Annotated in this window: 10 protein-coding genes; 6 read left to right on the top strand and 4 right to left on the bottom strand. The window is 73.6% G+C overall.

The window, feature by feature from the left end; all coding sequences use genetic code 11:
* Positions 1-43 precede the first annotated feature (43 nt).
* Positions 44-247, bottom strand: a complete 204-nt coding sequence (locus G7Z13_RS29545) for a DUF397 domain-containing protein (protein WP_166003312.1) — start codon at positions 245-247, stop codon at positions 44-46.
* The gene (locus G7Z13_RS29540; RefSeq protein WP_166003310.1) at positions 244-1,098 is read right to left on the bottom strand and encodes a helix-turn-helix transcriptional regulator; all 855 of its coding nucleotides are present in this window, start codon (positions 1,096-1,098) and stop codon (positions 244-246) included. The genes G7Z13_RS29545 and G7Z13_RS29540 overlap by 4 nt, the downstream gene beginning before the upstream one ends.
* A gap of 117 nt (positions 1,099-1,215) precedes the next feature.
* On the opposite strand from G7Z13_RS29540, the gene G7Z13_RS29535 reads away from it, so the two are divergent.
* The 3 genes from G7Z13_RS29535 to G7Z13_RS29525 all read left to right on the top strand — a co-directional run bounded on the left by G7Z13_RS29535 (position 1,216) and on the right by G7Z13_RS29525 (position 5,583).
* A complete protein-coding gene (locus G7Z13_RS29535; protein WP_166003308.1) occupies positions 1,216-1,662 on the top strand; it encodes an ATP-binding protein in 447 nt (148 codons plus the stop codon).
* 112 nt (positions 1,663-1,774) lie between these two features.
* A complete protein-coding gene (locus tag G7Z13_RS29530; protein ID WP_166003306.1) occupies positions 1,775-3,385 on the top strand; it encodes a serine/threonine-protein kinase in 1,611 nt (536 codons plus the stop codon).
* Positions 3,386-3,435: 50 nt separating this feature from the next.
* Positions 3,436-5,583 carry a UvrD-helicase domain-containing protein gene (locus G7Z13_RS29525; protein WP_166003304.1) on the top strand — a complete coding sequence of 716 codons (2,148 nt, stop codon included), beginning with the start codon at positions 3,436-3,438 and terminating at the stop codon, positions 5,581-5,583.
* Positions 5,584-5,740: 157 nt separating this feature from the next.
* On the opposite strand, the gene fusA is transcribed toward G7Z13_RS29525, so the two are convergent.
* Both fusA and G7Z13_RS29515 read right to left on the bottom strand, forming a co-directional pair.
* Positions 5,741-7,816 (bottom strand): elongation factor G, encoded by a 2,076-nt coding sequence (gene fusA, locus G7Z13_RS29520; RefSeq protein ID WP_166003302.1) that lies wholly within the window; start codon positions 7,814-7,816, stop codon positions 5,741-5,743.
* Between the two features lie 451 nt (positions 7,817-8,267).
* A complete protein-coding gene (locus tag G7Z13_RS29515; protein ID WP_166003300.1) occupies positions 8,268-8,972 on the bottom strand; it encodes a nucleotidyltransferase domain-containing protein in 705 nt (234 codons plus the stop codon).
* A gap of 87 nt (positions 8,973-9,059) precedes the next feature.
* On the opposite strand from G7Z13_RS29515, the gene G7Z13_RS29510 reads away from it, so the two are divergent.
* The 3 genes from G7Z13_RS29510 to G7Z13_RS29500 are packed head-to-tail and all read left to right on the top strand — an operon-like array spanning position 9,060 to position 11,945.
* Positions 9,060-10,217, top strand: a complete 1,158-nt coding sequence (locus tag G7Z13_RS29510; RefSeq protein ID WP_166003298.1) for an FAD-binding oxidoreductase — start codon at positions 9,060-9,062, stop codon at positions 10,215-10,217.
* The gene (locus tag G7Z13_RS29505) at positions 10,214-10,555 is read left to right on the top strand and encodes a (2Fe-2S)-binding protein (RefSeq protein WP_166003297.1); all 342 of its coding nucleotides are present in this window, start codon (positions 10,214-10,216) and stop codon (positions 10,553-10,555) included. The genes G7Z13_RS29510 and G7Z13_RS29505 overlap by 4 nt, the downstream gene beginning before the upstream one ends.
* Positions 10,548-11,945 (top strand): FAD-dependent oxidoreductase, encoded by a 1,398-nt coding sequence (locus tag G7Z13_RS29500; RefSeq protein WP_166003294.1) that lies wholly within the window; start codon positions 10,548-10,550, stop codon positions 11,943-11,945. Before G7Z13_RS29505 ends, G7Z13_RS29500 begins: the two co-directional genes overlap by 8 nt.
* Positions 11,946-11,960: the final 15 nt, after the last annotated feature.

Raw genomic sequence — 11,960 nt, 5'->3', positions numbered from 1 at the left:
CGAGTGAATCGCGCCGAGCCCTGTTCGTCGTACGTCCGCCAGCTCAGCGCCCGGCGGCCAACTGCACGAAGTCTGCCCACGCCTCCGCCCCGACGGCCAGTCGCTCTCCTTCCGGCCGCTTCGAATCCCTGACCAGGACAGCTCCGGAAACGGCAGCGATCTCCAAGCACTCCCCGCCGCCACCTGTGCTATAGCTGCTCTTGCGCCAGGCGGCTTCTGGCACGGCGTGCGCTATGCGAACGCTCATGACTCTCCCATCAGTTTTTCGATGAAGGCGGATGACTCGCTCGGCGTCAAGGCCTGTGACCGGAGGATGCCATACCGAGCCTCCAACTCACGCACCTTGGCTACCTCGGTGTACAGCCGACTGTCATCCTGTACTTCTGCGTACGCGATGCGCTGCCCCTTGTCGGTGTCAATCAACGTGAACGGACCACCTAACGCGGCGTTGTCCTCGCGATCGGTCGGCATGACCTGCACCTCAACATGCCTCAACTGGGCTGTCAGCAAGATTTGTTCCAGCGTCTCTCGCATGACCTGCCGACCCCCCAACGGTCTCCGCAAGACCGCCTCTTCGATCACGAAGCTCATCAGCGGCGCGGGTTGCCGACTGAATACCTCCTGCCGAGCCAGACGGGCCTCCAGGCGCTGCTCGATGACCTCGTCGGACAGCAACGGCCGCTGCATCTGAAAGACGGCTCGTGCGTAGTCCTCCGTCTGCAACAAGCCCGGCACCGCATACACGGCGTAGAGGTTCAGCGCTGCCGCCCTGGCCTCAAGCCGAGCCGCGTCCCGGAAGTAGGCCGGATACTGAGCCTTGCCCACCTCCTCCTTCAACGCCACAAGCACCCCGCCGGCCCCCAGCACCTCGTCCGCCTTCTCGATGAACCGGGCCTGCGGGATCCGCCTCCCCTGCTCGATGGACGCCACCGTGTCCGCCGAGTAGCCGAGCCGCTTGCCGAACTCGGCCCGCTCCAGTCCGGCCCGCGTCCGCAGAAGCTTCAACTGCCGCCCGAACGCTGTCACCACGCCCGTCCCCGGCTCGTCCTCCGGCCGCCGTTGCCGCTGCTGCCCCGCCTCTTCGTCCTGTACGGTCACCGTTCGCGCCTCTCCCCACGTACCACCACGTACACGGCCGACGCTCCAGCGGACGAAGATCCCGCGTCAGCGCGTCACCCCTGGTCACGCTAGGCCACGGAGCGCCACCGTGAGTGCATGACCGCAGCACGATCACCCCTCACGCTGCACCAGTTCGCGATGCGCTTCAGCTCCACCCCGCGCGGTGTCCGCCTCGCCAGACGGCTGTGCGGGCACCGGCTCGACGCCTGGGGCGTCCCGTACGGCAGTGACGCGCACGACGTCGTCACGCTCGTCGCGGCGGAGCTGTACGCCAACGCCGTACGACACGGGCACGTCGCCGGCCGCGACTTCCACGTCCTGCTCACCGCCGACCCGGCCACCGGCACCGTACGGATCGAGGTCAGCGACACCCGCGGGGAACGCCTTCCCCGCCTCCCCGCCACCCCACCGGAGGACGGCGACGGCGGGCGCGGGCTGCTGCTCGTCGAGGCGCTGGCCGACCGCTGGGGCTGCTCGCCCCGCGCCGGGGGCGGGCCCGGCAAGACCGTATGGGCGGAGTGCGCCGCTCCCCTCCTTACCTGATCCGACCACCCTCCCGCGACCTGGCTGGACGGACCAAACCCCACCCGCGAAACTGATCCCCAACCACATCGAAGACCACTTCGGACACTCGACGGGGCGGGGGCGGAGCCAGGTGCCGGACATACGGCGGATCGCGGGACGCTACGAGCTGCTGGAGCAGTTCCGCCACGGCGGCATGGGGGACGTCTGGCGCGGCTACGACGCCGTGCTGGACCGGCCGGTCGCGGTGAAGCTGATCCGGCCGCAGGCCGTGACGTCGCCGCACCTGGCGGAGGAGCTGGAGAAGCGGTTCCGGCGCGAGGCGCGGATCACCGCGCGGATCCAGCACCCGGGCGTGCCGCAGGTGTACGACGCGGTGCTCGACGATTCGTACGAGCAGCTGTTCCTGGTGATGGAGCTGGTCGACGGGGTGCCGCTGACCGCGTACGTGCACCCGGAGCACCCCCTCCCCGTCAGGTGGGCGGTGGCCGTGGCGGCGCAGGTGGCTACCGTGCTGTCGTACGCGCACGACGTGCCCGTGGTGCACCGCGACCTCAAGCCGGGCAACATCCTGGTCGCGCGGGACGGCACCGTGAAGGTGCTGGACTTCGGCATCGCCGCCATGCTCCGCACGGACGTCACCAAGCTGACGGCGACCGGCAGTCCGCTCGGAACGCACCAGTACATGGCGCCGGAACAGGTGCGCGGCGGGCGGGTCACGCCGCGCACCGACCTGTATGCGCTGGGCTGCGTGCTGCACGAACTGCTGTGCGGTCGGCCCTTGTTCAGCGGGGACAGCGAGTGGCAGCTGATGACGCAGCACGTCAACGCGGCCCCGACGCCGCTGCGGCAGCTGCGCGCCGACGTGCCGGCGGCTCTGGAGGAGCTTGTCCTGGACCTGCTCCGCAAGGCGCCCGAGGCGCGTCCGGCGGACGTGCAGGAGGTGTACGAGCGGCTGCGGCCCTTCCTGCCGGTGCCCGGCGAGGAGTCCGCGCCCGAGGAGGCGGGGCCGGCCGGGGCGCCCGACCCGACCGGGCTCTTCCGCAACCCCTACGCGCCCCGCTCACGCGCCGGTACCGCGGGCGGCGCGCGGCCCGCCGCGCCCGCCGTCGGCCCGGACGCGCCGCCCGTCGTCCCCGCGGCCGAGCGGGAGGCGCTGCGGGATCTGATCCGCGAGGTGCACGCGCACTACCTGGCCCTGATGGAGGAAGAACGGTACGCGCAGGCCGCCGAGGTGATGGGCGAGATGGTCGAGCCGGCCGCGCGTGCCCTCGGCTCGGAGAGCAAGGCGGTGCTGCGGCTGCGCACGTGGCGGGCGGTGAGCCGTCAGCTTGCGGGAGACCACCGGGCCGCGCTGCCGGAGTTCGAGGCGCTCGCCGACGCCTACGGACGCGTGAGCGGGCAGAACAGCGAGGAGGCGCTGGAGTGCCGGGCCCAGGCGGCGCGCTGCCGCGGAGAGCTCGGCCAGGTGACCGAGGCGCTGGCCGGGCTGCACGGCGTGCTCGCCGCCGTCCGCGCCGTCGACGGCGACGTGAGCGAGAACGCGGTGGAACTGCGCCGCGACATCGGCATGCTGCTGCTCGCGCAGCAGCGGGCCGCCGACGCCTTCGCCGTCTTCGAGCCGTTGCACGCGGACCTGTGCGTGGTGTTCGGCCCGGACGACGAACTGACCGCCGAGGTGGCCGAGACCCTGGCCGTCATCCGTCTGGATCTCGACGGCGGCAGCCCCGGCTCCTCCCCCTGACCTGGCCTTCGCCCAGCACACCAGCCCGCCCGGACACTAGGATCCCCCGCATGCCCCAACTCGCCTTCGACATCGGCTTCTTCGCCGAACTGCCCAAGCTCCAGCCGCCGGTCAGGAAGGGTGTGCTCGACGCGTGGGAGAAGTTCCACCGGCTCACCCTGGACCAGCTCTTCAAGGACCCGGGACTGAAGCTGGAGAGCCTGACGAACGCGCGGGACAAGCAGATCCGGACCATCCGCATCGACCAGTTCTGGCGCGGTGTGGTCCTCGCCCCGGCCTCCGGGGACACCTTCGTCCTGCTGCGGGTCATGCAGCACGACAAGGCCATCGCCTGGGCGAAGAAGCAGAAGTCCAGCATCAACGAGGTGACGCGGGCCGTCGAGATCCGGGACGCGGCGACCCTGGACGAGATCACGCCGGCGTACGAGCAGGTGGCGAAGGACTCGCCGAAGGAGCGGCTGTTCGCGAAGTTCTCCGACGGGGACCTGAAGGCGCTCGGCATCGACGACGAGACCCTGCGGCAGGCCAGGTCACTGGTCGACCAGGAGCAGCTGGACGTCTTCGCGCCGCTGCTGCCGCAGGACCAGCGGGAGGTGCTGCAGTACCTCGCCGCGGGGTGCACGGTGGAGGAGGTCTGGCAGGACATCGTGGCGCCCGCGCTGCAGGCGTCGGCCGCGCCGGTGGACACGCGCGACTACGAGACGGCGATCCGGCACAGCCGGGCGCGCATCGCGCTGGTCACGGCGTCCGAGGAGCTTCGGGACATCCTGGAGAAGCCCTTCGCGGCCTGGCGGGTCTTCCTGCACCCTTCCCAGCGGAAGGTGGCCTACCGGGCGTCGTACTCGGGGCCCGCCCAGGTCACCGGCGGGCCGGGCACCGGCAAGACCGTCGTCGCGCTGCACCGGGTCAAGCACCTGCTCGGGCACCTGCGCGACGGCGACCGCATCCTGCTCACCACCTACACCAACGCCCTCGTCAACGCGCTCCGCGCGGGTCTGGAGTCCCTGGTGGACGACTCGGAGCTGCGCGGGCGGGTGGACATCTCGACGGTGGACGGCTTCGCCAGCCGGGTCGTCGCCGAGGCGCCGGGCGCGGTGGCGCTGCGGCCGCTGATGAGCAACGAGGAGGAGGGCCGCTGGGGCAAGGCCGCCAAGGCGACGGGCTTCAGCGGCAGCGCGCAGTTCCTCGCCCAGGAGTACCGGCACGTCATCCTGGCCCAGGACATCCGGAGCCTGGCCGAGTACGAGTCGGCGGACCGGCGGGGCCGCGGGAGCCGGCTGGCGGCGGCCGAGCGGCCGCTGGTGTGGGAGACGGTGGAGCGGTTCACGGCCGACCTCGCGGCGGACGGGTGCCGCACCTGGCTGCAGACGTGCGCGGAGGCGGCGCGGCTGCTGGAGGAGACGGGGCCGCGGTACCGGCACGTCGTGGTGGACGAGGCGCAGGACCTGCACCCGGCGCAGTGGCGGCTGCTGCGCGCGGCCGTCCCCGCCCGCCCGGACGACCTGTTTATCGCGGGCGACCCGCACCAGCGCATCTACGACTCGAAGGTGTCGCTCAAGTCGCTCGGCATCAAGGTCACCGGACGGTCGGTGAAGCTGCGCAAGAACTACCGCAGCACGCAGGAGATCCTGCGCTGGTCCACGGCACTGCTGATCGGCCGCCCGATCGCCCAGCTGGAGGACGAGAACCGCAACGAGACCCTGCTCGGCTACCGCTCCGCCCTGCACGGCGACGGGCCCGCCGTGCACGGGGCGGCGACCGAGGAGGCCGAACTGGACGCGCTCGTCACCCAAGTGCGGGCGTGGCTGGACGCGGGTGTCGGCGCCGGGGAGATCGGGGTCAGCGCCCGGTTCAACAAGACGTGCGCGAAGGCGGTGGGGCGTCTGAAGGACGCCGGCATCCCCGCCACGACGCTGCGCTCCACCGACGCCGCCGGGGAGGCGGCGACCGTGCGGGTCGGGACCATGCACTCGTTCAAGGGCCTGGAGTTCCGCTGCGTCGCGGTCATCGGCGTCACCGAGGACGCGCTGCCCTTCCCGAAGGCGGTCACGCCGCCCGAGCTGGACGCCAGGCAGCACGAGACGGACATGATGTCCGAACGCTGCCTGCTGTTCGTCGCCTGTACGAGGGCCCGCGACAGCCTGTACGTCTCCTGGTCCGGCAAACCCAGTCCGTTCCTGGTGGAAGCAGACGGGTAGCGCCCTGTGGCTCACCTGGTTCCGCGTGGCAGGCGGCTCACGGCGCGCCATGTCATGCCTGGCCCGTGAGTACGGGAGCAAGCGTGCGAGAGCCCTCGACATCGACTACAGACGTGCACTCACCTCCGGATATGCCCTTGACTCGCGGCCCATTTCTTTACGCCCCCGCCGGCACCGGCGCATACCCCGTCGGCCGGGCCGTGAACGTCCCCCGGCCCTGCGTGCGGCCGCGCAGGCGGGTCGCGTAGCCGAAGAGTTCGGACAGGGGGACGGTGGCCGTGACGGTCGCGGTGGGCGGGCGGACGGTCGAGGCGGTGACGCGGCCGCGGCGGGTGGCGAGGTCGGCGAGGACGCCGCCCACCGCGTCCTCGGGGACGGTCACCGTGACGTCGGCGACCGGCTCCAGGACGGTCATCGCCGAGGCGCGCAGGGCGCCGAGGAGGGCCGCGCGGCCGGCGGTGCGGAATGCCTGCTCCGAGGAGTCCTTCACGTGCGTGGCTCCGTCGGTGAGGGTCACCCGCACACCCGTCACCGGATGGCCGGCGAGCGGGCCTTCCGCCAGGGCGTCACGGCAGCCCGCCTCCACCGCGCGGACGTACTCCTGCGGGACGCGTCCGCCCACGACCGTGGAGCGGAACTCGAAGCCGGTGCCGCCCGGTTCGGGGTGCAGCGGCTCGACGTCGAGGACCACGTGCGCGAACTGGCCCGCGCCGCCGTCCTGTTTGACGTGCCGGTGGACGTGGCCCGTGACGCCGCGTACGACCGTCTCGCGGTGGGCCACCCGCGGGCGGCCGACGGCGACCTCCAGGCCGTGGGCGCGGCGGATCTTCTCGACCGCGACCTCCAGGTGAAGTTCGCCCATGCCCGACAGCACCGTCTGGCCGGTCTCCCGGTCGGTGCGCACCACGAGGGACGGGTCCTCCTCGGCGAGCCGGGCCAGGGCGGTGGCCAGCCGGTCGGTGTCGGCGGAGCGGCGTGCCTCGACGGCGACGGAGACCACCGGGTCGGGGGCGCCGGGCGGTTCGAGGACCAGCGGGGCGTTCCGGTCGCACAGGGTCGTACCGGCCCGCGCCGACTTCAGGCCGACCACGGCCACGATGTCGCCGGCCACGGCGCGCTCCAGCTGGGCGTGCCGGTCGGCCCGCACCCGCAGGATGCGGCCGATGCGCTCGGCGCGGCGGGCGGTCGCGTCCCACACGGTGTCTCCCTTCTCGATGGTGCCGGAGTAGACGCGGAGGTAGGTGAGGCGGCCGGTGGGGGTCGCGTGCACCTTGAAGGCGAGGGCGGAGAAGGGGGCGTCGGGGTCGGCCGGGCGTTCGGCCGTCCGCTCTCCCGCCCTCTCGTCGGCCGGGCTGACGCCTCGTACCGGCGGGACGTCCGCCGGCGAGGGGAGGTACGCCACCACCGCGTCCAGCAGGGGCTCGATGCCGCGGTTGCGGTACGCGGAGCCGCACAGCACCACGACCCCGTCGCCGGTGTGCGTGAGGTCGCGCAGGGCGTCGCGCAGTGTCGTGGCGGACAGCGTCGCGCGGGCGCAGTACTCCTCCAGCGCCGCGGCGTGCAGCTCCGCCACCGTCTCCTCCAGCAGGCGGCGGCGCCCGCGCGCCTCCTCGCGCAGCTCGTCCGGGACCGGTCCCCGCGTCATGGTCTCGCCGGTGCCGTCCCAGGTCAGCGCGCGCATCTCCACCAGGTCGACGACGCCCCGGAACGTGTCCTCCGTTCCGATCGGCAGCTGGACGACCAGTGGTGCCGGGTGCAGTCTGTCCCGGATCGACGTTACGGCCGTGTCGAGGTCGGCTCCGGCGCGGTCCAGCTTGTTGACGAAGGCGATCCTGGGCACGCCGTACCGTTCCGCCTGCCGCCACACCGACTCGCTCTGCGGCTCCACGCCCGCCACCGCGTCGAACACCGCGACCGCCCCGTCCAGCACCCGCAGCGAGCGCTCCACCTCGTCGGCGAAGTCGACGTGTCCCGGGGTGTCGATCAGGTTGAGGCGGTGGCCGTCCCAGGCGCAGCTGACCGCCGCCGCGAAGATGGTGATGCCGCGGTCGCGCTCCTGCGGGTCGAAGTCGGTGACGGTGGTGCCGTCGTGGACCTCACCGCGCTTGTGCGTGGTGCCGGTGGCGTACAGGATCCGCTCGGTGACGGTGGTCTTGCCCGCGTCCACGTGGGCGAGGATGCCGAGGTTGCGGACGGAGGCGAGGGTGTTGAGGGTGTTGACGTTCGTGCGCACGGCCCGTGGCCTTTCGAGACTTCTTCCGTGGAAAGGGCAGCGCGATCGGCCGGACGGTGGAGGGGGGAGGTCACTGACGCAGGGTGCGGGGACGGTGGTACGTCGCGTCAGCGGTACGTCGCTTCGGCAGTACGCCGAGTCAGCGATACCTCGCGTCTCGGATCGTCACGGCATCCGGTGGCCGCCGCGCAGCGGGCACCGGACGGCCGTGGACACCAGGATCACCTCGTAGCGGGAGCGGGGAGCGACGACAGCGGTGCGGTCACGCACGGCCCGGCTCCCTTCACTCGGCCCACTTCAGGTGGAGGTGGAGGCGCACCGCCGTCGAGGGTGGGGGTGCGCGCTCACCCGGTGAGTGTAGGGAAGCGGCCGGGTGCGGGGCACCGGGTTTTTCCCACCAGGCCGGGGCTCAACTCTGCGCATCCCGGCCGCCCTCGGCCGCCACCCCACCTCAGACGGCCGCCGCCTCCGGTGTGTAGAAGTGCGCCCGCACGCGCCGCAGCCACGCCTCCGCCGCCCGCTCGTCCGGCTGTTCCGGCAGGACGCTGCGGGTGCGGTCGAAGGCGGACTCGTAGTGGCGCAGCAGCGGCAGCGCGGCGGACGGGTCGGCGGCGACCTCCTCGCCGAAGCGGTGGTAGCTCTCGGGGTCGTCGAGCCGGATGGTCAGGCGGCCGGTGGTGTACAGCTCGTAGCCCTGCCGGCACAGCCGCTTGAGGTGGCGGGCGTGCTTGGCGGAGCGCCGGTGGACCGGGGTGCCGTTCTCGTCCGCGGTGAAGCGGTTCTGGAGTTTCCTGAACTGCTGGGTGGCGTAGCCGAGGTAGGCGTCGCGTACCCGGCGGGCGCTCAGCAGTGTGGTGCGGATGTCTATCAGTTCGTCGCCGAGCGGGCTGCGCACCTCGTACAACTCGTCGGGCAGCCAGACGAGTTCCGTGACGGTCGGGTTGCCGCCGAGCGCGAGCCGGCACCACTTGGCGGCCTCGTGGAGGGTGCGGTCGGGCGCCGTGGAGACGTGGGACTCCTTCGGCGCGTGCAGTCCGTGCAGGGACACGGTGGGCGCCGCGAACACGCCGAGCCGGTCCACGTCGGAGTCCTCGTGGGCGAGTCCGTACGCGGTCGAGCCGACGATGCCGGACAGCAGGATGTTGTTCACGGTCATCCGCGTCATGATGCAGTGCTCCCCCGGTTGCCTCACGCGCTTTTCGCCCTCTCCCCCCAGGGCGGCGCCATGTGACATATTACTGGTGTGGCCAAGCGACCGAGCTGCGACGTCGTCGTCGTGGGCGCCGGGATGGTGGGCGCCGCCTGTGCGCTGTACGCGGCCCGTGCGGGTCTCGACGTGGTCGTGGTGGACCGTGGTCCGGTCGTCGGGGGCACCACGGGCGCGGGCGAGGGGAACCTGCTGGTGTCCGACAAGGAGCCCGGCCCGGAACTGCGCCTCGCTCTGCACTCCTGCCGTCTGTGGGCGGAGCTGGCCGAGGAGTTCGGTACGGCGGTCGAGTACGAGGCCAAGGGCGGCGTGGTCGTCGCCTCCGGGCCCGCGGAACTCGCCGCCCTCGACCGCCTCGCCGCCGCCCAGCAGGCCGCCGGGGTGCGCACGACGCGCGTGGACGCCGACGAACTCAGTGAGGTGGAGCCCGAGTTGGCTCCCGGACTCGCGGGCGGTGTGCTGTATCCGCAGGACGCGCAGGTCATGCCCGCGCTGGCCACCGCCCGTCTGCTCCGTGCCTCGGGCGCGCGGCTGCTGACCGGGACGACGGTCACCGGGGTGCTGCGAACGGCGGGCGGCGCGGTGCGCGGCGTACGCACCGGCCGGGGCGAGCTGCACGCCCCGGCCGTCGTGAACGCGGCCGGGACCTGGGGCGGTGAGGTGGCCGCGCTGGCGGGCGTCGCGCTGCCGGTGCTGCCGCGGCGCGGTTTCGTCCTCGTCACCGAGCCGCTGCCGCCCCGGCGGGTGCGGCACAAGGTGTACGCCGCCGACTACGTGGCCGATGTGGCCGACGACTCGGCGGCCCTGCGGACCTCGCCGGTGGTGGAGTCGACGGCGGCCGGGCCGGTGCTGATCGGGGCCAGCCGGGAGCGCGTCGGCTTCGACCGCTCGGTCTCGCTGCCGGCCGTACGGGCGCTGGCGGCGGGTGCGGTCCGGCTCTTCCCGTTCCTGGCGGGGGTTCGGGCGCTGCGGACCTACGCCGGGTTCCGGCCGTATCTGCCGGATCATCTGCCGGCCATCGGGCCCGATCCCCGGGTGCCGGGGCTGCATCACGCCTGCGGGCACGAGGGCGCGGGCATCGGGCTGGCCACCGGCACCGGGCAGCTGATCGCGCGGGTGCTGGCCGGTGAGCGGCCGGAGCTCGACCTCGGGCCGTTCCGCCCGGACCGCTTCGCTCGGGAGGAGAGAGCATGAGCCGTGGTCGGGGTCGTCGTTCGGAGCGCGGGGACCGAACCGGGCCGCTGCGCCTGGCCCGGGCCCGGCCCGACGCCGCCTTCACGTTCACCTTCGACGGCCGCACCCTGCCGGCCCTGTCCGGCCAGACCGTCGCCGCCGCGCTCTGGTCGTCCGGCGTCACGAGCTGGCGCACCACGCGCGATGCCGGGCGCCCGCGCGGGGTGTTCTGCGGGATCGGCGTGTGCTTCGACTGTCTGGTGGCGGTGGACGGCCGCCCCAACCAGCGGGCCTGCCTGGTCCCGGTCGAGTCCGGCGCCGAGGTGCGCACCCAGGAGGGGACGGGTCACGATGGCTGAGCGGCGGCGGCCGTCGGTGGCGGTGATCGGCGCCGGTCCGGCGGGCCTGGCCGCGGCGCTCGCGGCGGCCGACCGGGGCGTCCACGTCCTGCTGGTCGACTCCGGCCGCGAGCCGGGCGGGCAGTTCCACCGGCAGCCCGCGCCCGGCCTCGGCGCGCGCAGCCCGCGGCGGCTGCACCACGGGTGGCGCGCCTGGGAACGGCTGCGCGACGGGCTCGCCGCGCAGTCGGCCACCGGACGGATCGCCCACCTGATGGACCATCACGTCTGGTTCGCAGGCCGGGAGTCCGGGGGCTTCGCCGTGCGGGCGCTGCTCGGTGCCGGGCAGACGGAGTCCGTGACCGTGCGCGCGGACGCCGTGCTGCTCGCCACCGGCGGGTACGAGCGGGTCCTGCCGTTCCCCGGCTGGACGCTGCCCGGTGTGGTCACCGCGGGCGGGGCGCAGGCCATGCTGAAGGGCGGCCTCGTCCTGCCCGGGCGCAGGGTGGTCGTGGCGGGCACCGGAGCGCTGCTGCTGCCGGTGGCGACGGGGCTCGCCGCGGCGGGCGCCGAGGTGGCCGCGCTGGTCGAGTCCGCCGCCCCGGCCGCCTTCGCGCGGCAGGCCCGGGCGCTGGCCGCCGAGCCCGCCAAGCTCGTCGAGGGCGCCGGATACGCCACCCGGCTGCTCGGCCGGCGTATCCGGCCGATGTTCCGGCACACCGTCGTCGCGGCCCACGGCGGCCGGCGGCAGCGGCTGGACTCCGTGACGGTCGCCGCGCTCGACGCGGCGGGCCGGGAGCGGCCGGGCACCCGGCGCCGCGTCGCCTGCGACACCCTCGCCGTGGGCCACGGCATACTGCCGCACACCGACCTGGCCGAAACCCTCGGCTGCCGCCTGACCGGACACGCCGTCCAGGCCGACGACGAGCAGCGCACCACCGTCCCCGGTGTGTGGGCGGCCGGCGAGGCCACCGGCGTCGGCGGCGCCGGGCTCGCGCTCGCCGAGGGGCACATCGCCGGGTGTTCCCTCGCCGCGCGGCTGCGGGGCGCCGAGCCCGACCCGCGCGCGTGGGCGGCGGCCGGCCGCGCCCGCGCCCGCCTGCGCCGGTTCTCCGCCGCACTGGACGAGGTGTACGTTCCGCTCACGCCACCGCCGGAGTCGATCCCCGACGACACGGTGGTGTGCCGCTGCGAGGAGGTCACCGCCGGGGCCGTCCGGGAGGCGGCCGGCCCGCTCGGCGCGGGCGACCTGCGCACCGTGAAGCTGCTGACCCGCGCGGGGATGGGCTGGTGCCAGGGCCGGATGTGCGCGCCGGGCGTCGCCGCGGTCGCCGGCTGCCCGCCGGACCCGGCGCGGCGGCCGTTCGCCCGGCCGGTGCCGCTCGGCGTCCTGGCCGACGGCGACGACTGAGCCCGCCACCGTACG

The sequence above is a fragment of the Streptomyces sp. JB150 genome (genome assembly GCF_011193355.1).
Lineage (GTDB): Bacteria > Actinomycetota > Actinomycetes > Streptomycetales > Streptomycetaceae > Streptomyces.
The sequence above is the reverse complement of the archived record's forward strand: the minus strand, read 5'-3'. Positions and strand labels throughout refer to the sequence as shown.

Coding starts and splice junctions, on each gene's coding strand:
- G7Z13_RS29525 (WP_166003304.1), top strand. CDS start 3,436: ATGCCCCAACTCGCCTTCGACATCGGCTTCTTCGCCGAACTGCCCAAG.
- G7Z13_RS29545 (WP_166003312.1), bottom strand. CDS start 247: ATGAGCGTTCGCATAGCGCACGCCGTGCCAGAAGCCGCCTGGCGCAAG.
- G7Z13_RS29515 (WP_166003300.1), bottom strand. CDS start 8,972: ATGACCGTGAACAACATCCTGCTGTCCGGCATCGTCGGCTCGACCGCG.
- G7Z13_RS29505 (WP_166003297.1), top strand. CDS start 10,214: ATGAGCCGTGGTCGGGGTCGTCGTTCGGAGCGCGGGGACCGAACCGGG.
- G7Z13_RS29500 (WP_166003294.1), top strand. CDS start 10,548: ATGGCTGAGCGGCGGCGGCCGTCGGTGGCGGTGATCGGCGCCGGTCCG.
- G7Z13_RS29535 (WP_166003308.1), top strand. CDS start 1,216: ATGACCGCAGCACGATCACCCCTCACGCTGCACCAGTTCGCGATGCGC.